Annotated in this window: 20 protein-coding genes and 2 pseudogenes; 9 read left to right on the plus strand and 13 right to left on the minus strand. The window is 47.0% G+C overall.

The annotated features are described in order from the left end of the window. Window positions 1-177 precede the first annotated feature (177 nt). From ACFPOF_RS00225 to ACFPOF_RS00240, 4 genes are all read left to right on the plus strand, one after another. Window positions 178-3,936 carry an S-layer homology domain-containing protein gene (locus tag ACFPOF_RS00225; RefSeq protein ID WP_378128447.1) on the plus strand — a complete coding sequence of 1,253 codons (3,759 nt, stop codon included), beginning with the start codon at window positions 178-180 and terminating at the stop codon, window positions 3,934-3,936. A 206-nt stretch (window positions 3,937-4,142) separates the two neighbouring features. Continuing rightward, window positions 4,143-4,475, plus strand: a complete 333-nt coding sequence (locus ACFPOF_RS00230) for an ArsR/SmtB family transcription factor (protein ID WP_378128449.1) — start codon at window positions 4,143-4,145, stop codon at window positions 4,473-4,475. A 29-nt stretch (window positions 4,476-4,504) separates the two neighbouring features. Next, a complete protein-coding gene (locus tag ACFPOF_RS00235) occupies window positions 4,505-4,981 on the plus strand; it encodes an SRPBCC family protein (RefSeq protein ID WP_378128451.1) in 477 nt (158 codons plus the stop codon). Window positions 4,982-4,991: 10 nt separating this feature from the next. Next, entirely contained in the window at window positions 4,992-5,354 is a 363-nt protein-coding gene (locus tag ACFPOF_RS00240) for a DoxX family protein (RefSeq protein ID WP_378128453.1), read from the plus strand. Here ACFPOF_RS00240 and ACFPOF_RS00245 read toward each other — a convergent pair. The 10 genes and pseudogenes from ACFPOF_RS00245 to ACFPOF_RS00290 all read right to left on the minus strand — a co-directional run. Further along, a pseudogene (locus ACFPOF_RS00245) lies at window positions 5,351-5,521 on the minus strand (aminoglycoside 6-adenylyltransferase); the annotation flags it as partial. The gene ACFPOF_RS00240 and the pseudogene ACFPOF_RS00245 sit on opposite strands and share 4 nt — an antisense overlap. 122 nt (window positions 5,522-5,643) lie before the next feature. Beyond that, window positions 5,644-7,404, minus strand: coding sequence for a hypothetical protein (locus ACFPOF_RS00250; RefSeq protein ID WP_378128455.1), 1,761 nt, complete (start codon window positions 7,402-7,404; stop codon window positions 5,644-5,646). Window positions 7,405-7,406: 2 nt separating this feature from the next. Then, window positions 7,407-8,303 (minus strand): hypothetical protein, encoded by an 897-nt coding sequence (locus tag ACFPOF_RS00255; RefSeq protein WP_378128457.1) that lies wholly within the window; start codon window positions 8,301-8,303, stop codon window positions 7,407-7,409. After that, on the minus strand, window positions 8,296-9,966 hold the full coding sequence (locus tag ACFPOF_RS00260; protein WP_378128459.1) for a hypothetical protein: 1,671 nt from the start codon (window positions 9,964-9,966) through the stop codon (window positions 8,296-8,298). Before ACFPOF_RS00260 ends, ACFPOF_RS00255 begins: the two co-directional genes overlap by 8 nt. A 661-nt stretch (window positions 9,967-10,627) precedes the next feature. Next, a complete protein-coding gene (gene yjcZ, locus ACFPOF_RS00265; protein ID WP_378128461.1) occupies window positions 10,628-10,726 on the minus strand; it encodes a sporulation protein YjcZ in 99 nt (32 codons plus the stop codon). 125 nt (window positions 10,727-10,851) lie between these two features. After that, window positions 10,852-10,953: a sporulation protein YjcZ gene (gene yjcZ / locus ACFPOF_RS00270; RefSeq protein ID WP_378128463.1), complete on the minus strand. Its 102-nt coding sequence runs from the start codon at window positions 10,951-10,953 to the stop codon at window positions 10,852-10,854. A 119-nt stretch (window positions 10,954-11,072) separates the two neighbouring features. Then, window positions 11,073-13,016 carry a TOMM precursor leader peptide-binding protein gene (locus ACFPOF_RS00275; protein WP_378128465.1) on the minus strand — a complete coding sequence of 648 codons (1,944 nt, stop codon included), beginning with the start codon at window positions 13,014-13,016 and terminating at the stop codon, window positions 11,073-11,075. Further along, window positions 13,009-14,670, minus strand: coding sequence for a bacteriocin maturation protein (locus tag ACFPOF_RS00280; protein WP_378128467.1), 1,662 nt, complete (start codon window positions 14,668-14,670; stop codon window positions 13,009-13,011). The genes ACFPOF_RS00275 and ACFPOF_RS00280 overlap by 8 nt, the downstream gene beginning before the upstream one ends. Before the next feature lie 545 nt (window positions 14,671-15,215). Continuing rightward, window positions 15,216-15,893, minus strand: a complete 678-nt coding sequence (locus ACFPOF_RS00285; protein ID WP_378128469.1) for a hypothetical protein — start codon at window positions 15,891-15,893, stop codon at window positions 15,216-15,218. Between the two features lie 379 nt (window positions 15,894-16,272). Next, a pseudogene (locus ACFPOF_RS00290) lies at window positions 16,273-16,467 on the minus strand (zinc-ribbon domain-containing protein); the annotation flags it as partial. Window positions 16,468-17,404: 937 nt separating this feature from the next. On the opposite strand from ACFPOF_RS00290, the gene ACFPOF_RS00295 reads away from it, so the two are divergent. The 5 genes from ACFPOF_RS00295 (at window position 17,405) to ACFPOF_RS00315 (ending at window position 20,615) form a co-directional block, all read left to right on the plus strand. Further along, window positions 17,405-17,851, plus strand: a complete 447-nt coding sequence (locus ACFPOF_RS00295) for a hypothetical protein (RefSeq protein WP_378128471.1) — start codon at window positions 17,405-17,407, stop codon at window positions 17,849-17,851. A gap of 1 nt (window position 17,852) precedes the next feature. Beyond that, window positions 17,853-18,071, plus strand: coding sequence for a helix-turn-helix transcriptional regulator (locus ACFPOF_RS00300; RefSeq protein ID WP_378128473.1), 219 nt, complete (start codon window positions 17,853-17,855; stop codon window positions 18,069-18,071). Between the two features lie 42 nt (window positions 18,072-18,113). Further along, window positions 18,114-18,800 carry a DUF4386 domain-containing protein gene (locus ACFPOF_RS00305; RefSeq protein ID WP_378128475.1) on the plus strand — a complete coding sequence of 229 codons (687 nt, stop codon included), beginning with the start codon at window positions 18,114-18,116 and terminating at the stop codon, window positions 18,798-18,800. Further along, window positions 18,793-19,413 carry a class I SAM-dependent methyltransferase gene (locus tag ACFPOF_RS00310; RefSeq protein WP_378128477.1) on the plus strand — a complete coding sequence of 207 codons (621 nt, stop codon included), beginning with the start codon at window positions 18,793-18,795 and terminating at the stop codon, window positions 19,411-19,413. The genes ACFPOF_RS00305 and ACFPOF_RS00310 overlap by 8 nt, the downstream gene beginning before the upstream one ends. Before the next feature lie 95 nt (window positions 19,414-19,508). After that, on the plus strand, window positions 19,509-20,615 hold the full coding sequence (locus tag ACFPOF_RS00315; protein WP_378128479.1) for an ankyrin repeat domain-containing protein: 1,107 nt from the start codon (window positions 19,509-19,511) through the stop codon (window positions 20,613-20,615). Between the two features lie 53 nt (window positions 20,616-20,668). Here ACFPOF_RS00315 and ACFPOF_RS00320 read toward each other — a convergent pair whose 3' ends face one another. From ACFPOF_RS00320 to ACFPOF_RS00330, 3 genes are all read right to left on the minus strand, one after another. Further along, on the minus strand, window positions 20,669-21,502 hold the full coding sequence (locus ACFPOF_RS00320) for a hypothetical protein (protein ID WP_378128481.1): 834 nt from the start codon (window positions 21,500-21,502) through the stop codon (window positions 20,669-20,671). 80 nt (window positions 21,503-21,582) lie between these two features. Continuing rightward, a complete protein-coding gene (locus tag ACFPOF_RS00325) occupies window positions 21,583-22,194 on the minus strand; it encodes a DUF4304 domain-containing protein (protein ID WP_378128482.1) in 612 nt (203 codons plus the stop codon). A 92-nt stretch (window positions 22,195-22,286) separates the two neighbouring features. After that, window positions 22,287-22,985 carry a hypothetical protein gene (locus tag ACFPOF_RS00330; protein WP_378128484.1) on the minus strand — a complete coding sequence of 233 codons (699 nt, stop codon included), beginning with the start codon at window positions 22,983-22,985 and terminating at the stop codon, window positions 22,287-22,289. Window positions 22,986-23,435 lie beyond the last annotated feature (450 nt).

The raw sequence follows: 23,435 nt of genomic DNA on the forward strand, positions 1-23,435 counted from the left end.
TTTCGGCTCAGCAAATACATAACGATCGATAGAAGACGATTGATTTTCAATTTCAATGCCTCCTCCTAAATCTCATGCGTGTGTCGATATTCCCAAATGATTATATACGAAGGTTCACAACCACCAACTAATGTTATAATTAATGGCGCCGAATTACATGGACGAGGTGATATTAGAGTGAAAAAAAAGTTTATAAAGATTTCCTCGCTATTCCTATCATTTCTATTAGTGTTTGGACTATTTGTTAACGTGTCATTTCCTATTCCAAAAGTTTATGCTGCAACACAAGCTGACTTAGGTGCGCAATTAGCAGTGAGCAATTCGACGCCAAATGTGGGCGATCCGATTACTTATACGGCAACAATAACGAATTTCGGGCCTGATTCAGCGACAAATGTATCCGTCAGTGCCTCGCTTCCCGCAGGCGTAACCTTTGTTAGCGCCATTCCTTCACATGGCGCGTATAATCCGGGTACAGGGAATTGGATGGTAGGGACCGTTATAGCCAATAGTCCTCTTACGCTTACCATTACTGCTACGGTCGTCTCGCCTAGTACTAATACGTTCATGATATCAGTAGCAAGCCCGGATCAAACTGATTCGGATCTAGTCAATAACTCCGCTTTCAGTACAATAACTCCACAGCGAGCTGACTTAGCGGTGAATCTAACCGTGAACAATTCATGGCCAAACGTGGGCGACACGGTTACTTATACGGCAATAATCACGAATTCAGGCCCCGATAAAGCGACAAATGTATCCGTCAATGCCTTGCTTCCCGCAGGCTTAACCTTTGTTAGCGCCAATCCTTTTCAGGGCGTGTATAATCCGAGTACAGGGATTTGGACGATAGGGACCGTTTACGTCGGAAATTTTTTTATGCTTACAATTACGGCAAGAGTCGTCTCGCCTAGTGCAAGTACATTCACTATAGCACTAGCCCACTCGGATCAGTTTGACCCGAATACAGGTAGTAACTCCGACTCCAGTACAATAACGCCACAGCAAGCTGACTTAGGTGCTCAATTGACAGTGAGTAAACCTTCGCCAAACGTAGGCGACACGATTACTTATACGGCAACAATAACGAATTCAGGCCCTGATAAAGCGACGAACGTATCCGTCAATGCCTTGCTTCCCGCAGGCGTAACCTTTGTTAGCGCCACTCCTTCACAGGGGTCGTATAATTCGACAACTGGGGTATGGGCAGCAGGGGCCGTTACGACGGCAAGCTCACATACGCTTACAATTACGGCGACAGTCGTCTCACCAAGTTCAAATACGTTCACTATAACAGTGGCGCACTCGGATCAATTTGACCCAGATACTAGTAATAACTCCGCTTCTATCACAATAGCTGACTTAAAAGCGACTTTAACAGTGAGTGATTCATCGCCAAACGTGGGCGACACGATTACTTATACGGCAACCATTGCTAATTCAGGCCCTGATAAAGCGACGAATGTATCCGTCAATGCCTTGCTTCCCGTAGGCGTAACCTTTGTTAGCGCCACCCCTTCACAGGGCACGTATAATTCGGCTACAGGAGTATGGTCGATAGGGACCGTCGCAACCGGAAGTTCAATTACGCTTAACATTACAGCAACCGTCGTCTCGCCTAGTGCAAGTACATACACTGTAACAGTGGCGCAATCGGAAATTGACCCGGATACTAGTAATAACTCCGCTTCTAGCACAATAACACCACAGAAAGCTGACTTAGGTGCGACTTTTACAGTGAGTAATCCATCGCCAAACGTGGGTGACACGATTACTTATACAGCAACCATTGCGAATTCAGGCCCTGATAAAGCGACGAATGTATCCGTCAATGCCTTGCTTCCAGCAGGCGTAACTTTTGTTAGCGCCACCCCTTCACAGGGGTCGTATAATTCGACAACCGGGGTATGGACGGTAGGAACCGTTACGACAACTACTCCGCCTACGCTTACCATTACGGCAAAAGTCGCCTCGCCTAGCGCAAGTACATTCACTGTAACACTAGCGCACTCGGATCAATATGACCCGAATACAGGTAATAACTCTGCTTCCAGCACAGTAACTCCGCAGCAAGCTGACTTAGGTGCGACTTTAACAGTGAGCAATCCTTCGCCAAACGTAGGCGACTCAATTACTTATACAGCAACCATTGCGAATTCAGGCCCTGATACAGCGACGAATGCATCCGTCAATGCCCTGCTTCCCGCTGGCGTAACCTTTGCTAGCGCCACTCCTTCACAGGGCACGTATAATTCGGCTACAGGAGTATGGACGATAGGGACCGTCGCAATCGGAAGTTCAATTACGCTTAACATTACAGCAACCGTCGTCTCGCCTAGTGCAAGTACATTCACTGTAACACTGGCGCACTCGGATCAATTTGACCCGAATACGGGTAATAACTCAACTTCTACTATGGTGAGTCCAATTGCGGCGCCAGCGGTTACCAATATTTCCGTTAGTCCAACAACCTTTACGAGCATCGGGGGAAGCACGACCGCGACAATTGTAGGCACTAATCTTACCGGGCACACGGTGGAAGTATATCTTGATGGAGCTGCAGCCGCGACGGCTGTTATAAACAGTGCTACTAGCGCCACAGCAACCGTCGTTATTCCGCCTAACCATACAACAAGCGATATTAGCCACAGCTTAACGGTCTATGTAAATGGCACTGCAATTGCGGGTAAAACGGCAACGGTTACCGTAAAAGGCAGGTATGTTGAACCGCCGATGCCAATACCGTCCCAACAAATCGACCAAAATGGCGTAGCGCTTGACCCGAATAAAGTCGACACGACGAATCCATCCGTCACCTTTGAAGTCACGCCAAAGGACGGAACAGCCTATGTCAGCATACCGGCAAGCATTCTAGCGAACTTTGAAAAGAAAAACTCAACTTTCATGATTGAGATTAAGGCACCTTACGGCAGATATCGAATTCCGGTCGATCTGGCATCACTCATACCAGGGCTAAAGGACTTGCTTGCTGCAAACAGCCTTAAGGCCGAGGATATTAGCTTTAAGATCACGCTGACAGACAAGTCCGACAGCAAGGATATAAAGGCTGCGTTCGGCAAAAGTTTACCCCATGGTAAAGTGATTGGCGCGATTGTTGATTTTCACATGGATATCATTCATACCTCGACAGGAAAAACAATCGGATCTGCCGATAAGTTCAGCGAGGCGCTCACAAGAATTATTCCGATGCCGAAGAATATGGCAAGTATGCCCGAGCAATGGGGCGCATTCCGCTACAACGAAACGGCCAAGAAATTTGAGTTTGTTGCCTCTAAGAAGGTACAGATCGATGGCGAATGGTATGTGCTCATTCGTTCTTATTCGAACAGTGCGTACGTTGTGGCAGATCATGCTGTAAACTTCACCGATGTGCAAAAACATTGGAGTCAATCGTTTGTCCAGCTTGCCGCGGGCAAAGGGCTTGTGGAAGGCGTTGGAGACGGTAAGTACAATCCCGGCAAAACAGTGTCGAGAGCGGAATTCACCGCCATGCTGGTCAGGGCGCTAGGCCGCGGCACATCGACCGGCAGCGTAGCGCCCTATGAAGATGTCCAACCTGGCGCGTGGTATTTCGACGTAGTATCGCAAGCGAAGGGGCTTGGATTGCTAGGGTTTGCAGGCGACAAACTTTTCATGCCCGATCAACCGCTGACCCGCGAGGAAATGGCGAGTATGCTGGCGGCAGTGATTACTCTGGAAAAGCTGCCGATCACAAAGGAATTCGTTAACTTGAACGGATATAAGGATATCGGAAACGTAGACGCAGCCTTGCTGGAGAACGTTCGCCTAATGATCAAGCTTAAAATCATGAAAGGGACAGGCGCGAATACGTTCGATCCGAAAGGTGAAACGACACGAGCACAGGCAGCAGTCGTACTCATCAGGTTGCTGCAAGTGGCTGGATGGATAGATTAAAATATTGGGGCCGGGGGACACCATTCAGGTGGCTTACCGGCCCTTTCATAATTGCTTACAAGGTTGTGATGTTAACTCGACGTTTAGTTTCCTCGATTTGAAATTTCCTTTATTGGAAATTTCCTTTACAGGAAAGTTCAATCGTGATATATTGAGCTCATGAAATAGATCACGATCCGCTTTCCGGGTCGGAAAGGAGTTGTTCCATGAATACGGCCACGTTGAGCGCGCTTGCCGAACCTAATCGGGTTAATATCGTGGAGCTGTTGCGGGACTGCGGGGCCCTCACGCTTGGGGAAATCGCCGAGAGGCTCGGACTTCGGTTGCCTCAGTCGTCCAAGCATCTCCGGTTGCTGACCGACGTCGGGCTGGTCGCCGTGGAGGCCGTGGCGAACCGGAGAATTTTCAGTGTGAGGAAGGAGCGGTTCGCCGAGTTGGACAGATGGGCACAATCGTTTCTGGAGGCCAAGGAAGAACAATTTAGCCGGCTGGATGCTCTACTTAGCAAAGTGCAGGAGCAGCAGAACGAACAAAAGTAACCATTAAATCAGTAGAGGAGAATGGAACAATGTCCAAAACGTCGATTGTCGCGGAACCGAACAAACAAGAGGTAATCATCAGCCGTACGTTCGAAGCTCGCCGCGAGCTCGTTTTCCAAATGTGGACGGATGCCGCTTATATCCCTGAATGGTGGGGGCCAAGCACCATGACGACGATCGTAGACAGCTTGAACGCGAAGAAAGGCGGCATTTGGAGATACGTTCAGTCAGATCAGGCCGGAAACGTGTATGCTCATAATGGGGTTTTCCACGAAGTGTCTTCGCCGGACAGACTTGTTCATACGTACGAATTCGAAGGCGTTCCAGCCGTCGGCCTAGTCACGGTAACGTTCGAAGATCTGGCGGGGGGCAGAACGAAACTGACGGAGACAACCTTGTACCCGTCGGTAGAAATTCGTGACGGAGTCCTTCAGTCAGGCATGACCGAAGGTGTGATCGCGCTCATGGATCGGTTCGACGCCCTGCTAGCCAAGCATTCATTGTAGAGTGCCTGCCATGAAATGGTTCTTTCGCATCGTACAAGGACTATTAGCCGCCGTTTTTCTTATGTCCGGATTAATGAAGGTATTCGTGAGCAGTGAGGAGATTCGCACCCTTTATACCGAAATGCTCGGGTATAATGTCGGGTTCATGCGCATTGTCGGGTTGGTGGAATCGCTGGCCGCCATCGGTTTGATCGCGGGCTATCGTTGGCCAAGATTCATACTCGTCTCCTCAGGCACTCTCGCGATTATTATGGCCGGTGCCACCATTTCCACGTTGGTCTCGGGACAGGGGGCGGTGACTGCAGGGCCTCCTTTCGTCTTGCTGGCACTCGCGCTCGTTTTATTATTCAAAAACCGCCCTGCATTCTTTTAGTCCCTCTGTTCCTCATGGATCGGAAGCTGCGCATATCTATTGAGCATGTATTTTGTGATCGCTTCGTCGTAATCGGGATATCGATATCCGAGGCCTTCCGCCACGGCTTTCGCATTTTTTCTGAACAGCTCATAACATGCGAACAAAGAACGCCACATATTCGGATAGCTAATGTACCAAGCCATCATTCGGAGCAGGCTGTGACCTCTCCGCCAGATCCATAAAAATACACCGCCGGGGCATTCAGCCGCGGCGATGTATTTACTTCACTCGTCATACGTTGTAACTCTTAAGTAATCAAGTTCAACGCATGATGAAAGAACTTATAGATGGACTGTCCATCCGGGGCGAGTTCTTGTCCGCAAGAGACAATAAAGTTATGCGTATAATAGCCTCCAGAGTCATCCACGTTAAATGCCGGAGTAAATACGGTCTTGATCATCTTCTCGTCATCGAATCCCGACTTTCGCAGCTTATAGATGATCTCCTCCACCTTGGCCTCTCTTTCAATGCTTCGTTGGTCAACCACTCCGTTATCCTGAGATAATATGCGATCAATAACGGCATCCTTATCGCCATGCAGTAAACGGGAGTATCTGCGCGCTAGAACAGGAAACTTATTCGGATCATAGGGCTTAGAAGGATCCGGGTAGTCCAGCATCGGGTAATGCGAATCGTCCGGCAGCAGGATCAGCTCGGAGGCCGGAACTTTGTCGGGCAAATACTTGGACTGCCATCCGTTCTTCCGTCTTCCGATAATCGCTACTTTACCGCCTTGTTTAAGAAGGTCCGGAATGACGTCTTTACCCAGAACCAGACTCGCATCTTCGCTGAACGCTCTCCCGAATCGATCTACTCCCTTCAAATGTTTATTCATATACTGGAGTTCGAAACAGAGGATCGCTTTAACGTCGGTCAGATTTCTCTTCGTTGCCGTGAACACATTGCCGCCTGACTGGCTGTAGCCGGTAAGAATAAGTTTATGGGTACGAATCGTTTCGTAGTTTAATAGATGACTATGGGTGTAGATGTATAATACGGCATTCTCGATCAATTTCATCAGATTGTCCCGAATCGCGATTCCGCCGTTGCCTCCATTCATCTGCGGGATGAATAGAATTTGTTTCTTCTCGTGCAGGGCTTGTTCGAACCCGAAAGGAACTTCCCAGAACCGAGGATCAAGAACTCCCTTTTCAGGATTGTAACCGAGCACGTCACGAAAATGATGAAGCGGCGGCAGCTTGTTGCCCGTTCGATTCCGATAACGTTCTTGGAGCTCCAGATACTTCTCCAGATGCTTATCGTAATCCGAATCCGTGATCGGTTTCGTGAGAAACATGAACAGGGTCTCTCCGCTGCACTGGATATTACCTACACTCGTGCTATGGTTAGGATTCTTAATCCCGTCCATACTATTGGATTCGTAATGGATGCCGCCATAGTCAGCCGGATAGAACAAGACATGGGGCTGAATCTCCGGAGATGCGGCAACTGAACCGGGGATCACGATGAACCAGATAAACGGATCGCCTTGAAGTGAAGCCATCACTCGAATATGACGGGGTACCCCCTGCAGCAAGTTTAAGATGCTGAACCATGGAGTATCCCCGTGGATATCTCGGAAGAGCTGCGTGATATCTACAAAATCGACCGACACCGTAATCGTTTCTCCGTTAACCTGAAGATGAGGGTGCAAAGATGGCGTTATTTTGGAAATGGTTGTCCGTTGATTCAGGCTTACCTTCTGCCATCGGGTCGGAGTTAGGCCGATTACTTGGTTGTCCTTCTTGTTGACCATGAACCGCTGCGAGATATTCAACAGTTGATAGTCAATGCCCTTATGGCGAAATACAGAGCGAATAACCAGTTCGATTTCTTCACAGGAATCCGCCAATTCCCTGCGAAATGCGCCGCCGACCTTAGATAATGGTTCCGTTACGACAGTCCCTGATGCCGCATAGAACTTGTTCCATGTTACTTGGGTATCTTGGAGCAGAAAATGATTCCAAATCGGGTTTCGGGCATTGGCGCTCTTGATGACGATTTCCATGCTTAGACTTGCCTTCCGGTCTTCGGGTCGTACGCGACTTCGACGGGCACGATCTGATCGGTCGGCAAGACTTCAAGCCATTGGTCGAACACTTGGAAGTTCTTATCCGTGTTATTGGGGTCTGGATTCCCGCCGTCCACTTGCGCGCGGAATCCTCCTTGCAGCGCATAGAACCCGTACTCGAATACTTTCTGCGTGGGTGTCGTCGTGATTTTGTCGTCATCGTGGATGCTCGGATCCTGCGGATATTCCTTCGTTTTCATGGATTCCTCATGCTTCTCGGCCACTTCCAAGCACAGGAACTCGATCGCTTGTTTAAGCGTAACGGGCGCTTCATCGTCCAGACCTAGTTTATTGCGAATGGCTTCTAGTTCATCGTCCGTTGCCGGATAATCATTATCCAATCCGTCCGCCCCTTCAACATCGACGGATTGCAGCCATTGGAGCGCCGCCTTCTCTTTGCCCGGTCGCACGGGGATGACAGCCTTAACCCAAGGCGCATTAAGGAAAGCGTTGCGCAGATTGTCCCCGTCCAGCTGAAGCAGCCATCCGAGTGAACTTCCCATCGGAGCCGGATCGCTCGTATCGGTAATCATATAGTTGTCGGCCCTGTGGTTCATATCCGGCCATGAAATATTCATATTATTCACTTGGGTTTCCACGTTGAAGATGCTAGGCTGCTTCCTTCTCGGCTTCCACCATTCCGGCGCAACGAAATAAAGCATCTTATCAATATCGAATACGGAATTAATCAGCTCGGATAGAACGTGCCGGCTTCGATCGCTCGACGACACATACTTAAATCCCGACATCAAGGAACTAATGAGTCTGCGATACACGATGATGCGTTCTTCTTCCCTCAGATCGGAGAAGTCGCGCTTGGAGATTTTCCTAGCCATATTTATTCGTTCCTTCTACTTTGTCGTCAATCGTAAACCTCGCTCCGAATGCCCACACTTGGGCGAAATCATCGCCTCTAGCGGAGAGCTGAGTAGCAGGCAGGATAACATGTCCCGGTTTCCTTACAATTTCGAACCCATTAGGCGCCGGAGGCAGGTCGAAGATTCCGACTCCAATGAATCCGGCATGGGCAGCCTCATAGGTCCATATGCAATTTACTTTGTGAAAAAGAGGCTGGTCCGGCGGCACGGGAATGGCTTCCGGATTCGCAGGTACGACGAGATCGATCGGCGTTGCGATATGGACGAGATTAGCAAGGCCCAGATCGGCGCCCGGTTCATCGACGAACGTCTGCCAGCACAGGAACGTGCCCACATCTTGGACTTGAACGCCGATCTGCCTCATCTTCCTGCGTAATTCGTAGTTAATTAATTTGGTGGTGTTATTATTAAGCACATATCTCTTGCTGGAGGTATCTGTCGTTTCGGTCACGACTTTGAACGTGGATTTGAAGTTTTGGCGGATTTCCGTGGACAGCTTCTGCGTTTGTTGCCGCATCTGCTTATGAACCGATTCTCTGGCCAATTGTTGCGTTTTATCCATATTAAGGCTTCCCGTGGCCGACATATTGCCGGATGCCCAATACTGATTCACCGTCGTGCTGAATCCCAGCTTTAAGTCGCTCTTGTTGTCTTCCTTAACGGATTCGCTCAGATCGTCTTGAGTCACGAGGGAATCTTCCGACTTCTTAACCGTCTCGATGAACGATTCCGTTGTCTTCTCTATGATCGTCTTGCGCGTACTCGTTTCAATCAACTCAACCGTAGAACCGGGACTCAGCCATACGTGGCTGGCAGGCGTCCCAAGGAACGAATCCAATTCGAAGAAGAACTGCCGGTATAGATGCACAATGCCCAGAGGAGATACGCTGACGTTGTCGATGTTTTTCGCGGGGTCGAAGGTGAGGTAGGGATCGCGGTAATTGTCCTGTGCTTTATCCAATAACATATGGTACTCTTCTTTGGCTTTACCCTCTAGATTTTTATAGAAAATTCGATTCAATTCCTCGATGCGTTTATTCCCGATCATCTCGCTCACGACACCGGCGAATTGGACTTCTTTCTCCACTCCGGCCGTGATTTCCCTCTTCATTTCATCGACTAACTGTTCCTTCCGGCGAGTGAACGCATCTTCGGATTCATTTGGGCGTTTGGTAAGAGCGTAGATGCTCTGTCTCTTCATCAATGCCAATGAATTATAATACGAACGGACGGTCTCATTAAGCTTGTCCTTTAAAAAGCCCTCATTAGCGATGTGTTGCCATTCATCCGCATCTTGCGGGACTTTACCGTACTTCTGCAGTTCCAGGGAGATTTCATTCAGAAGGATGGAATGATCCTGCGCGACCAATTGGGCTTCCGCGAAGCGGCCGACTTGCAGAGCTCCGGATTCAATTTGATTATCCGCGTTGAATATCCTTCGCGTCGAATTCTCAAACGTTTTGCTTAATCGGATGAACGGAAATTCCCTGTCTTGGAGGCGGTCAAGCATTCTCTTGGATCTCCATCCGATCAACGACTGGTAGACCCCAAACAGCTCGCTGTCATAAGGCAATATTCCATTGTAGCCGGTTAAATCGGTAATCCGCTTCGAATTCGACATATTAATTCCCTCCTGTAGATTGGATGATTAATACAATTGCTATTATACAGAGATACTCGCAAAAATGATGCATTATGTACCAAACATGGTGGTCTCTATACGATTTGCAACTCCATAAAAAAAACATCGCCAGGGCATTTAACCCCCATGACGATGTATTCGTCGAGAAAGTACTGTTATACGCCTTTCGGTTATTCTTCATTAGACTTATCCTAAAGTCCGTCGGTTATGCCACGGTGGGCTTTCTAGAAAAATACTATTGATAAGAATAAAAACCAAAAGGATGAAAATTACGAGGACCAGGAGTGCAGCGATAGAGAAACGCATAAAAGTTCACCGCCTTATACAACCCCGATTAGCCGTAAGGCTGAACGGGGTTGTATGCATGCAAAATTCGCCATCATATTAACGGAAGGAAGGGAGTAGTACGCGAGAGAAATGGATGGTGCACGTCATATCTTAGCTAGTGGTGCTTTTAGTAAATCCCGGTACCGGCACGCAAGATGATGACCAAGAGAATGAAGAGAACAAGTACGAAAGCCGCAGCTTGCATACCGCCATAACCAGCGCAGGAGCACCCAGCACCTACTCCACCTACACCACCAACAGGATAGCCCATAGTTTCACCACCAAGTTTTTTTATTGTGATTGTTTTTCATCATTAGTAGCCGGCGCGCAAGATGATGACCAACAGAATGAAAAGTACAAGTACAAAAGCAGCAGCTTGCATACCGCCATAACCTGCACAAGAGTAACTCATCGTATTCACCACCTGATTCGTTAATCTGTGATGAGATATCACCTTGTTAAACTATGCAGTGATATTCATACTGCCAGTGCATTCGCACAGATCCATCAAAAATCCGCATTTCCCAATATTAGGAATTAGTAGCCGGCGCGCAAGATGATGACCAACAGAATGAAAAGTACAAGTACAAAAGCAGCAGCTTGCATACCACCGTAACCTGCACAAGATCCATAACTCATCGTATTCACCACCTGGTTCCTTAATCTGTGATGATATATCACCCTGTTAAATTATGCTGTGTTGTTTATCCTGTCAGTGCATTCGCACAGAGCCGATAAATATCCGCGCAAATCAATCTTTAAAGAAAAGGGTGCGGATAAGAATTTAATTGTTCCGGCGTTAACAAATCGTTCACGTAACCAAGCTTCGTCGGTACTTGCAGCACCCTCTCCAATCCCGTCAGACGGACAAGATGATGTCCGAAAGACATGGGCAACAACCCCGGAATCAGAACTTTTACGCAATATAGTCCGTTTCGTAACGTTTCGGGCGCGGTCTGATCGATCACAATGACGTCAAGACTTAATTGGCGGAATTGCAGAAGGATATCCTTCAGCTCTTCCGTTAAATCATCGTGCGGTACTCTTGGTCTAAATGCCTCCCCGAATGTCTTCATCGGACGATTCTGCTCTAGTAGGAAATGCAATCGGGCTTCCGCTTCAGGCAGGCCGTACAACAAGGAGTGATCCTCCATCCGTCTGACCAGATAAGGATCATCCAGCATTCGGCTGATCTCCTCCCTGTTCTCCTTCAACATCTCTCCAAGGAATGACATATGACCCGCCACTTCTAGAATCGCGCTCTTTGCAGCCTTTATTGGATCAAGATGAGCTCCACCCGCACAAATGAGGTTCGCACCTGTATTCCCCTTGTTTTTAGCTATCGCCATAATGCTTGGAATGCCATTCTCCATCGTCGTGTTAAACAGAAATATTTCATACCCAGCAACGGTCTCCAAACGGTCTACCATGAGCTTCAGTTCTTGGTCGTTGGATGAATAAGGATCAAGCCGGGGGACGGAAAGCCGTGCATACCAGGTTAACAGGAACGAATCACGCTCAACCACTTCCATCAAGCCGTAGAAAATCGCTTCCTCCAAGCTTCCGCCCAAAGCGCAGCCGTTCGAGCCTTCCATGACGCCACTGTCCCCGAACCCTAGGCTATAATAAGCGAGTCGCTCAGGAACGAGAATCGTACAATCCTGCATGAAAGAATATCCCCATACCCAATTTATCGGAAGTTCCGGATCAAAGGGCTCGTATGGGAAGTCAGGCAGCGCATATTGATCCGCCGAATACACGCCCACCTCGACTGGGTTGAGTGCTCGGCCGGACAAGTTACGGAAAGAGTCATGGACGACGGTTCTTTTGCCCCGCGGAGAGATCCCGCAATAACGTTCCAAGCCTTCCAGAATGGCTGTTTGTTCACTCTTGGCATAAGAATGCGAGCGCCCTGAAGAAACCTCGCTTCCCATTACCGATGGCATATTCACAATGGCATTGGAGAATGGCGGTAATAGATCCAACGTTTTTTTATTGAAAATGCCGGTTCGTTCATCCAAATAGTCTATGGCCAATAAACTTCCAAGCTCGTCTAGCGGTTTGCAACGATACGTATCCGCACTGATTTTAGGGCTTGACTGCAAGGAAATGATCGCATGATCTGGGGTATCGATGGGCAGATTGCCGCAGATCGGGCACAAAGGGTCTGGTAAAAACGCGTGAAGCGAACTCTTCAGCGTTTTTAAATCGACGACATACATTCTTCCTTCCGTCTGAGCAGCTTCGCCTTGAATTATTTTCCGCGCTTCCGCAGCGATCAAGTGGCTAGTCTGCACAATCCCAAACCACGAGGTCGATAAATCGCGTGGAATGACATCGTGAAACAGTAGCTGCATTTGCAATTCCAGACTGCTCTCCCGCTCCTGTCCCGCCGTAAAGCTTCTTATATCCGCACACTGGGAACAGCCTGCTTTTCCCGGTCGCACCAGCGGCCCAATGACGCCCTCGTCATGTACAATAAATCCTCTAAGCCAGGGGACACCGGCTTGCTGCAGCACTTTCTCGGCTGTCTCATGATCGGATGGACGCCATTCATCGCTTAGCACCAAGACCCATTTCGCTGTTTCCGGAACGCCGAGCTTGAGATCAATCTGTCGATTGACTCTGTAGTGTTCGGATAACAAATCACTGACATGGCGCGCTAACAGTCCTTCACCGACAATCGCGATGACGTCATTCACCTTGATCTTCCTCCTTTTCAAGCATGACTCCGAACAACCCTCCCAAATGTTCGTTTAAAAAGGGCTCTACCATTATTTTGTAAACTAGTAATCGCGTCCGATTACGCTTCAAATCCGATAAGGCCTCATGTATCAACTCCGCATAGTCCGTAACTGCTTCAATTTCTAGAGGAGTCGTAATGGCTTCTTCCGGAACGAGGTTCGGAATCTCTACGCCTTGCAACGTGATGATCTCCGCTCGATTTTGTGCCTTCAGAAGCGCTTGTTGGAGCGCCATTCTAAGTGCCAATGTTCGATTCAAGCCCACGCTGCCGTACCAATGATCGCCAGACCCGACCCATACGACAGGGAAGCCGAGTACATGATCCCCTAATCCGATCGACGGTGCGCCTTGCATGGTGGTTAACGCTTGTAAATAATAGCGGCAATGCACATCCTGGACATCATGAAGCTGTATGCCACGGACGTTAGTCTGTCGATCTACTATTTGCCTTCTTAATTGTTGCGTTAAACACTTCTGAAGCCCGCGATATACAGCTTCTTCGACCGTTTCCCCAGCACTTATTTCGATGTATTCAGAGGGCATTGCATGATGGGATTGAAAATCTGAAAAATTCGCCATTCGTGTTAAGTAAGCTTCAATTCCGGCCAAGCCGGCTTCCTTACGAGCCTCCATATGCGTCAGGCCTGCACATATCATCACCGGGAGCAACTCAGCCGGCCCTTCCGATAGCGGGTCTACAGCCTGAACTCGGCATTGCGAGAGCGGCAGCTGGTTCAGGTCCCCCTCATCCCAATGATGTAAGATACCGGATTGCGGCGATGTTAACTGATGAACAATCGACAGGAAATCGGTTGGAGTTGGATCACCATCGTTACTTTTGCCGCATACGAGTAGCTCATCTAGATTTTGAACCTGTTCAGTCGTCATTCCTTTTTGGGTGACGAGCGGGTGGGGCAAGAACGAATGATAATTTCCTTCCAGCGTGTGTAGATCCAGCAATAGAAATTTGTTTTCCAACTCCGGTTTCGTTACTTGCGTAATCGTTCTAAACATGTCGAACACGATGATATTGGCAAGCATCGGTTCTGCTGCAGAACTGATTATTGGGATCATTGGATCACTGTGGACCGCAGAATGATGCAGACGCCTCCACGCGGATTCCCAGCATCCGTCAGAATCCAGAGTTACCAGTGGCCCTGCAAAACCCATATGCCCAACACACGTGGCGATGAGCAGATTCTTCTTTTCCTCTCTGCAAGCCGTATGAATCGTTCGGACTTCATTAAGTTTCATTCGCTTGTCGGCATACAAAATCCAATCAAACGGTCGAATCTTCTCTCTCCAGTCCATTACAGTAGCTTCGTCCAAAGTCAATTCAGCTCTAGGTTCCATTTTCCTGGCTTTTTCAGCTAGAGAAATGAACAACCGCCTGTCGGTCGGTCCCGCGTCCGTAACAATCGCATGGACGTTAAGCAATCCGGATTCAAACAATGCCGCAACTAACGAAACCAAGAAAGAACCTGCTCCGACAGCTAATGTTTTACTTTCCCTGTAGGACCGAAAAGCGGTAGCCCCCGACGTCCCGAGGTGATCCAAAAACTTAATCTGCACATCGTATCTTTCGACAACATTATCGGGTAACTTGACCATGAGAATGTCGTTCCCTCCCCTATGCGTGAAATGGGCTGAATGAATAAAAAAAGACGTCTTTTGAAGTAGAATGATCTACTCGTCGAGAACGTCTCCGTGGAAAATCGTCATTAGCCCGCTTATCGGTTTAATGTATGACTGCTCATCGTTATCTATTTCTTTTTCTTGCGAGTCGCATCTGAAGCTTTCGGTTCGATGGGGATATTCACGCTGAATCGGGTGCTATCAAGCGAGACCTCTCCGGTGTCACCTTGATTTGATCCCTGCGTGTTCGTCGATGTATCGCTAGGGGGCATGTTAAAGACATTTCCAAATATAATCGTACCTTCGTTTTTTACGATAATAACCTTTCCGATATTAAAAGACATGAAATGATCAACTTCCTTTGTCTATTTCTGCGTTATCGGTACATGCTGCCATATTATGTAGAGGTGGAGGTATCTGCATTGGCTATTCCAATGGTAACATTAGCCTAAACTCGAAAAGGGCCTAAAGAAAAATACATCGCCTTGGCATTCAGCCGCGTGGCGATGTACTCACGAACTTTACTTATAATAAGAAGCAATCAAAGGGGTCATGTATCCTGTATTCTCGCCGGCTTGGAAATTAACCACGATCGTCTTGACGCCGCCGATGTTGACTTCGATTTCTTTTAAACCGTCTTCCGGAGTAATTGTGCCTACGTCTTTAAGCAGCGCATTCTGATCCAAGTCGGAAATTTGGATGTCCGTCAAATCTCCGTCGATCGCAGCGATCTTAAGCACGAGCTTCTGATACTTCTTGTTCGGCGTAAAGTACATAGAAGGTCCGGCGCCACTGTCGAAATGCTGGTACAATACCTCTTGGTAATTTTTACCCTTATAGGTCGTATATTTAGGATCCTTGGTATACCATGTATTGTCGAATTTTTCGAGCTTCACCGGCGTGCCATTCACTTTCTCGCCGACAATAATTTCATTGGTCTTCGTATCGGTCACGACCGGAACGTTAAGGGCCGCTCCGATTCCTTTCACAGGTACGTAGATGGTTCCTTTGTAGGTAATCGGTTGGAGCGCGAGCCCTTTGTCGTCGTTGAATTGCACGACTTTGCCGTTCACGCGCACTTTCATGCCGCCGTTGAGAAACGCTTCGATTTTCTTTAAGTTGGTTCCCGCGTAGACGCCGGTGCTGACGCCCACGAGCAATGCCGCGCCGGTTAGGGAGGCGATCAGAGCTTTTTTCATTGCAAATCCACTCCTCGAAAACTTATTTTTCTACATATATTCATGGGAATTATATGCAATCCCCATAACAATTCTATTAAAGCCAATACAAGGATTCAATAGTTCCAAATTACTTATCTCATTTTTTGCTTTTTGTTGAAGCCATCCAGAAGACGAAAACCACAATAGGGATAAATATGAACCAGGGGATGTTAATCGTACTCCGAGTAATAAAAGCGATAAACAACAGTCCCACGCAGCCAATAATGAGCCAAAGGCACCCTCTCCCGAACGTTTCCATGGAAGCAGATCCTCCCCTATCTCCATCGTTCAACGAAGTATGATCAACATTATAACGAGGACCTTTTACCTTATTAGATACTACTGTCCCACAATATTTACACGTTAATGACCCCTGCACTAGATGTTCATTACAATGTTGGCATATTACGGAGTCCGGTTTTCTTGAATAGTATTCAGCAGGGTCCGTAGTGCCTTTAATTTGTGCATCTTTAAGCGAGCTACCACAAACAACACATAGTAATGAACCTTCGGAGTTTGATTCCCCGCAATTTGTACATACCTTCACTGCCATTATGCTACCCCACCCTTCATAACAAGTTGAAAAAGTTTCATTCCAATTAGGGGATCTTTTACTAATATGACGTATGAAATAGGAAAATGTTCCATTAACCTCCGTTATCTGCCCATGGGGACCGCAACACGCAATCGATTAACTTCCTCCCAAAGCAAAAAGAGGGCTGCAACAGCCCGCCCCCTGGCAACCTGTCACAGCCCCCGAATCTGCGTCTGAGCGGCCTCTCGTTTAATAAATAAAAAAAAGGTGCCCCGTGTGTTCTCGTCCACATACCCCGATTTCATACATACGCTCATCCAGTTGCCGACCTACCCGAATTTGTACGAATTTTCGTACACTTACCCCCGTCCGGTCGCCGATCCTACCCGATTTTGTACGAATTTTCATACACATACGCTCGTCCAGTTGTTAATCGTTCGACGCTCATTCGAAGCAATCGTCGATTACCGTCGTAGAAAGGACCTCAGCCCTATCATCTTCAGCACTACTTAACTGTAATCTTCAATTACACCTCCGCTTTGTCGGCAATAGCGCTATAGTTAGTAATCGTTTGACACCGACTAGAGAAAATCTTTGCGGACTTTTCCGCCAGTGCTTTAAATTCTTTTATTCCTCTTATCTCCGTGTCCATTTCGCCATTGGAATAATTCCTGAATAGGACCCCTTTATGCAAGAGCCTAAGCATACCTTCTTCCATAAAGAGGGCCGGGATTAGAAACACCGCTATGGTGGGGCGTCCCGGCCCTTTGTCTGTATACACGAGTACGTTCGTATGGGGCGGTCATCCCGCTCTGTAAGTACTTCCAGAGCGACAGTCATTCGAAGATTAGGGATTCCTAATTGTAAAATAAACTTGACAGTGAGTCCGGTTTTTATTACATTGTGTATAATTTAATTTACATTCTGGAAATAACACTTAAATTAGGAGGTCAATATGTCCTATCAGGAGAAGAAAATTATCGTTTCCATCATCAGCAGCATAGTCATCTTCACCCTATACACTTTATACGCGATAAACCATGCAAAGGAAGGCAGCATCACCTCGGCCAGCGACTTCAGTTTTTGGGGGTCCTTCATTTTGGTGCTGCTCCCGGTGTCGATTGTAGCGAAGATTATCATCCATATCGTGTTTGTCATCATTAATAAAATGGCCACGAATGAGGATGGGCCTTCATTTGAAGATGAGTTCGACAAAATCATCGAGCTGAAGGCTGACCGGATTTCGCTTTTTGTGTTTTTCGTCGGGTTTATACTCTCCATGATTCCGCTCGTTTCGAATCAGCCAACGTACTTAACGTTTCTTACGTTGATCTTATTCGGTTTCTTATCCGATCTCGCGGGGCGTACCGCACAGTTCTACTTTTACCGAAAAGGAGTGTAACATGCGAAATGGTGCGATTAGCAATCAAATACGGAATCTTCGCTTCCATCATAACGAGATGACCCAGCAGCAATTAGCCGATCAGGTCGGGGTCACTAGACAAACGATCGTTGCTGTCGAGAAGGGGAATTATTCGCCTTCTTTGGAGTTGGCTTTTCGCATCGCGCGCGTTTTCGAGAAGTCCGTCGAAGAGGTCTTTCAATATGAGGATAAGTCATAAAATGTCTCCCGCGAACACCCGCCAAGGAGGAGGTTCATGATAATGAGGAAGCGTATCATTTCAGGACGGAAGTCTGCAGTAATGACCGGGGCGTTACTATTAGCCGGGTTGGTTACAGGCTTGTTAAGTGTTGTCCCTGTAATTGATGGAGCGGACTACCTGATCCAATCTTCTACAAACGAAAATCAGGTACTGATCGGAGCGTTCTGCCAGTTGTTAATGGTCGCTACTTATATTGGCGTTCCGCTTATGTTGTATCCGATATTAAGTAAGCATAATAAAGGTCTAGCTCTTGGCTCAGTTGCTTTCGGCATCATGGCCGGTGTATTCATTATTGCGGGTGTAATCCTTCTGTTGTTGCTATTGGCGTTAAGCCACGAATTTACCGAAGCTGGATCCCCGAATGGTTCGTATTTTCAGACCCTAGGCGAATTGCTGCGCGCCGGACGCGATTTGGTGAACCATGTGGCAACGACATTAGCATTCGTGATGGCTATGCTCTTGTTCAACAGTCTATTTTACCGAACACAAATCGTTCCGCGTTGGCTGTCCGTTTCAGGTATTGCGGGGTCTGCGTTGTCTATATCGGCGAGCCTATTATTTATGATTCGCTTTATCGGTCTGGATGCAACCTACATGGCGTTGAACATTCCAATCGCCTGTCAGCAATTGGTTCTAGGTCTGTGGCTAATCATTCAAGGGTATAACCGGGGGAATGGTAATGAATAAATCGGAGCGTTTCTGGGACAAAACCGCAAGTCAGTACGATCAAATCGAGATGAAAGATGAGCAAACTTACCGCCACATTATACAACGAACGAAAGCGCAACTCGAAAGAAGCAACGTGGTGTTGGATGTGGGCTGCGGAACCGGACTCATATCCAACGAAGTCGCCGAAGATGTGAAAGAAATTCATGCAATCGATATCTCTTCTAATATGATCGCAATTGCCGAAAAAAAGGCAAAAGCACGAAACATCGCAAATATAAACTATGCTCATGCGACGATTTTTGATGAACGGTATAAGGAAGGATCATTCGATGTCATCTTGGCCTTTCATGTTCTGCATTTGTTGGAGGATGAGCATCTCGCGCTACGCAGAATGAATGAACTGTTGAAACCGGGAGGATTATTGATTTCTGCAACGCCTTGCGTGGGAGAAAAGATCGTTCTAAAAAGCTTGTTATCATTTGCAGGCAGAGTTGGTTTAATGCCGAAAATCAGATCATATAAAATACGCCATTTAGTCGATTCAGTTGAGAAAGGGAATTTTTCAATTGTTGAATCGAATGGCTTGAAGAAAAGTTCTCAGGAGTATTTCATTATTGCTAGGAAGAGTTGATAGGGGCCACAGTGGTCGTGTAAGTTGTATTTACTTAACACTATTATCCAAGTATAATTACTCCTATTTAATAGACGAGGAGTGTACTCACACACATGAAACGTTTGCTGTTGATTCTCCTAGTTGCAGTTCTAACTCTTCCTTTTACCGTTACGGCAAATGCGGCCTCTCAGATTAGCTTTATGAAAGGCGGCGTTCGCATCGCCGAGGCCCCTTTGAATGTAAAGGGCATCTATTATTTTCAAGTGCCTACTATTGAAAAAACGTTCGGCATCAAGTTCAAGCTCGATTCAAAAAAGAAAACGGCAACATTTACGCTGCCATCTAATAAGTCGGTTACAACAGACGTTGTAGTCAACGACAAAAAAAGTTACATATCGATCACGAAAGTGGCCGAAGCGCTAGGCTTTGTCGTTCCGTTTGACAAAGAAACAGGCGCCTACTTGATTTTGAAGAAATTGAGCTTGAAAGAAGCTGAAGAAGCGTACAAATCGGCCGTTGTCGAGGGCAACATAGCCAAAGTTAAAGAGCTGCTGTTGTCCGGTGTTGACGTCAATATGAAGGTGAAAGGCCGCAATGTACTGTTTGATCTATTCCCGGCGGTTAAACAATTGGGAGTAGACCGTGCGCGGAACATGCTTAATTTTCTAATTTCAAAAGGAATCGACGTTAACGCTGTAAATGGTCCTAGCTTCGTGTTGGCTGAAGCAGTCTTCAGTCAAGCGGATGCAAATCTCTTTCAGTTGCTTTTGAAGGCAGGCGCCGATCCGAATAAGAAAAATCAATACGGTATCACAGCAATAGACTGGGCTTCATCTCATGATGAGGCTGACGTTGTGGCCATGTTGATACAATACGGTGCTAATGTCAACGGCAATGCGCTGCCGTGGGCCTGCAAAGAAGGGTATACAGATATCGTTGAACTGCTGGTCAAGGCGGGCGCCGATCCAAATATGAAAGATCAATATGGTTTATCGGTGATGTTTCACGCGATCGAACGTCAGCATCCGACAACCGTTGAAATGCTTTTGAAAAACGGCGCCGATCCGAATGGATCGTCAATCGTCGCCGTCGAAAAAGGGAATGCAACGATTATTGAACTGTTACTGAAGTACGGCGCTAATCCAGACGATTTGTTAGTCGTCGCCGAACAAATGGAGAATGCATCTATCGTTGAACTGCTGTTGAAGCACGGCGACTAAACGAACAGCCCTTCGCCTGGCTTCAATGCCAAACGAAGGGCTGTTCATGTGCTCTACATTGTAAATGTGCTAAGTAAAGACGGCCATACAGAAATTTTCTCACGGCAAGACGGACATACGGTTTCCCCCGCTAAATAATGCATTTGCCCAGCCAATGTTTGCTCTCCGATCGCAGCCGCCCGTTCCGCTAATGTGCGTGCTTCTTCATCTGCAAATGACGCTGCCGGAACGATTAGTTGTGATTCCTGTTCAGTGTGAAAAACGGGATCATGTGCATAGGCTTGAAGAATTCCTGCATGATCTTCATTAGGCCATATAAACACATCTTCCTCGCAGGCCGGACACACGGCTACATACTCATCACCGTTATCAAATGTCATCAACATGTTGGCAGTCATATATGAGCCACGATAAGCAGCATCCGCAATAAGAATGTAACGCTTCTCCATCTCATCTATGGAATGTTGGGCTGCATAGGAAAATACTTCCTTTGTAAGAGCCCTGAGCTTGCCAATTGCCTCTACATATTCACAATACAACTCCGTACAAACGAAGCTGCCCACATCCTCAGCTAGTTCAGCCCAAGGAGCCGGGAATGGCGCCTCATCTCGCCCAGCGCGGCTTGCCTCGATGATACCGCAATTGAGAAACAGTTCTTTGCGCACTTCTGCATCCGTTGTGGAGCATGCTAGCTGTGCCAAAAACGGTATCGCCGCGTAGGTTGCCGTATATATCGTATTTTGATGGAACAAATACTTCTGAAAGAGTTCGTCAAAAACCTCCTGATTATATTGCCGCATTAGCTGCTGCAATAACAAAGGTACATTCTCTGCAGAACCGTACGGCCCAACTAGCTTACCCCATACATCGCTATTCCACTTAAGCATGCTTTCCCTCCGCTCCTAATTGCCAACTTCTATCATTTTCATATCTTTCTACATGCCAAACCTCTTGATCACGTCTGAACTTATAGCTTATCAAATTCCACTTCGTACTTATTGAAGATGGCCTTGTATTTATTTTCGAATATGGTCCAGCGCGTTTCTGTTCCGTACTTTTCCTGCAAAGACTTCAAATAATGTTTAGCTGCTGCTACATCATTGGATTGCAATAGCAAATGAAAGCTCTCTTCGCCCAGATGTAAAAATGGACCTGAAGTGTAATAATCAACAAGGGATCTGGCACTGGTCATAGTATCATAGAAATGAATAACCTCTTCTAATCCACTTAGCAGTGTTTTTCTTAAATCATCCATATTCGTATCGGGAGTGATTGAAAATCGATCTGGAACAGACTCGACAATTTCCCCGATTCTTGCTCTGAAGTGACACTCCGCTTCTTGAGGCGCCGTCAGAATCTCTCTCGATTGTATCCGTGCCAACTCCGCTGCATAAATACCGCAGTTCACGTAAAACATTACATTGTCCGCTGAATTGCCGGAGGATTTTTGGAAATTGAACATGTAGATGAGGCCATCTGTTATTTTACTGAAATTCAAACTCTTCTTTTCGTAGCCATGCTTGGAAAGGAACGGCCTTACGTCCTGCTTAATCATATTATTAAAGAGCTGTTGCAACACAATCCCTCCCAGATAAGGTTCCGACCATCATATAAAATAGGAACTTAGTAGACGACTTTTATCCCGATGGACTTAAGATTTACGTAACCGACTCAATCGGGTTTAATCTTCCTCAGTTTGATTGAAGACGGGACTCCATCAATCAAGGCCGCAGGTAAATCACAGCTAGATCCTAACCAAAAATCACCGTAGCGCTCCATGACCAGTACGTCCCCGCATCGGTAAAATGAATGAGAAGGTCCCTCTTCTTTGGGGCTATTATAGTACCCGTTTAGCCACACATCTTCAATCGGGTTATCGAACAACATCTGTATATGATCTAAATTTCCTTCTATCAGATAAAGGTGTTTGCAGCCAAAAACAACCTCCTGCAAACAAAAACTTTTCAGAAAATGATATAAAGAGTCATTTACGACGACATGTCCCTTTGCATTGTCATCCCAAAGCAAGCGCTCGTCACAGTAAACAGGAGAATCATTGTTCCCTGCCTCCACTTGGCAAGTCCAGTTGGCTTGATTTTCCTCAAGAAATGTAACCTTATCCTCACCCTTCTTCAGTCGCTCCACCGAATAAAGACAATCCTGCTGTTGAAATATCTCTGGAGAGTTCTCGAGGTGATCGTCCGAACCATCTTTCCAGCGTCCTGCAAACGCATATAATTCATGCAACGCTTTAGGCAGATATGCTGGAAGCTCGTCCACTGGCACACCGTAGGAGCTATCGTGCTTTCCGTACCAGTTGATCAGAAACTCCTTGAGATCGTCCAGTTGATCCGTATCTTTCAGCACCATTGTAATTCCTCCTGTCTAACTTCAAGACAATATCAAACGGGGTCGATCCTATGTATGTCTGTTATTTCCATTATAGTAACCATTTTTCCTGAGTCTACCTACTTTTCACCTTAATTTTGAAAAAATAAAGAGGGTGTCCCTCCGTCATTTTAGGACTACTGGGATACCCTCTTTCGAACTATTCACATCCCCTACAACACTCTCCAACTTTCCACAACAATATTTCCGTGTTGACTTCGGATCAAAAAAATACATCCAATCGCCCCAGCCACCCGCATACAGCTTAACCTTCGAAAAGCCAGCTTCCTAAAAAAGCGATTACGTCCGAGCAACGCATGAATTAAGCGGTTTGGTCGATGCAAGTGAAGAGGAATTCGCGAGAATTTGTCGAATATAAACGGCTGAACATTTTACAGGAAGCTTCAAATCATACAAAAAATCGGGAGGAAA

The sequence above is a fragment of the Cohnella soli genome (genome assembly GCF_042655525.1).
Taxonomy (GTDB): Bacteria; Bacillota; Bacilli; order Paenibacillales; family Paenibacillaceae; genus Cohnella; species Cohnella soli.

What these genes read in the sequence shown, in the direction of transcription:
- yjcZ (WP_378128461.1), bottom strand. Translation starts at nt 10,726, where the DNA reads ATGAGTTACTCTTGTGCAGGTTATGGCGGTATGCAAGCTGCTGCTTTT.
- ACFPOF_RS00295 (WP_378128471.1), top strand. Translation starts at nt 17,405, where the DNA reads ATGTCCTATCAGGAGAAGAAAATTATCGTTTCCATCATCAGCAGCATA.
- ACFPOF_RS00330 (WP_378128484.1), bottom strand. Translation starts at nt 22,985, where the DNA reads ATGGTGCTGAAAGATACGGATCAACTGGACGATCTCAAGGAGTTTCTG.
- ACFPOF_RS00235 (WP_378128451.1), top strand. Translation starts at nt 4,505, where the DNA reads ATGTCCAAAACGTCGATTGTCGCGGAACCGAACAAACAAGAGGTAATC.
- ACFPOF_RS00305 (WP_378128475.1), top strand. Translation starts at nt 18,114, where the DNA reads ATGAGGAAGCGTATCATTTCAGGACGGAAGTCTGCAGTAATGACCGGG.
- ACFPOF_RS00310 (WP_378128477.1), top strand. Translation starts at nt 18,793, where the DNA reads ATGAATAAATCGGAGCGTTTCTGGGACAAAACCGCAAGTCAGTACGAT.
- ACFPOF_RS00285 (WP_378128469.1), bottom strand. Translation starts at nt 15,893, where the DNA reads ATGAAAAAAGCTCTGATCGCCTCCCTAACCGGCGCGGCATTGCTCGTG.
- ACFPOF_RS00315 (WP_378128479.1), top strand. Translation starts at nt 19,509, where the DNA reads ATGAAACGTTTGCTGTTGATTCTCCTAGTTGCAGTTCTAACTCTTCCT.
- ACFPOF_RS00280 (WP_378128467.1), bottom strand. Translation starts at nt 14,670, where the DNA reads ATGGTCAAGTTACCCGATAATGTTGTCGAAAGATACGATGTGCAGATT.
- ACFPOF_RS00320 (WP_378128481.1), bottom strand. Translation starts at nt 21,502, where the DNA reads ATGCTTAAGTGGAATAGCGATGTATGGGGTAAGCTAGTTGGGCCGTAC.
- ACFPOF_RS00260 (WP_378128459.1), bottom strand. Translation starts at nt 9,966, where the DNA reads ATGTCGAATTCGAAGCGGATTACCGATTTAACCGGCTACAATGGAATA.
- ACFPOF_RS00240 (WP_378128453.1), top strand. Translation starts at nt 4,992, where the DNA reads ATGAAATGGTTCTTTCGCATCGTACAAGGACTATTAGCCGCCGTTTTT.
- ACFPOF_RS00255 (WP_378128457.1), bottom strand. Translation starts at nt 8,303, where the DNA reads ATGGCTAGGAAAATCTCCAAGCGCGACTTCTCCGATCTGAGGGAAGAA.
- yjcZ (WP_378128463.1), bottom strand. Translation starts at nt 10,953, where the DNA reads ATGAGTTATGGATCTTGTGCAGGTTACGGTGGTATGCAAGCTGCTGCT.
- ACFPOF_RS00300 (WP_378128473.1), top strand. Translation starts at nt 17,853, where the DNA reads ATGCGAAATGGTGCGATTAGCAATCAAATACGGAATCTTCGCTTCCAT.
- ACFPOF_RS00250 (WP_378128455.1), bottom strand. Translation starts at nt 7,404, where the DNA reads ATGGAAATCGTCATCAAGAGCGCCAATGCCCGAAACCCGATTTGGAAT.
- ACFPOF_RS00230 (WP_378128449.1), top strand. Translation starts at nt 4,143, where the DNA reads ATGAATACGGCCACGTTGAGCGCGCTTGCCGAACCTAATCGGGTTAAT.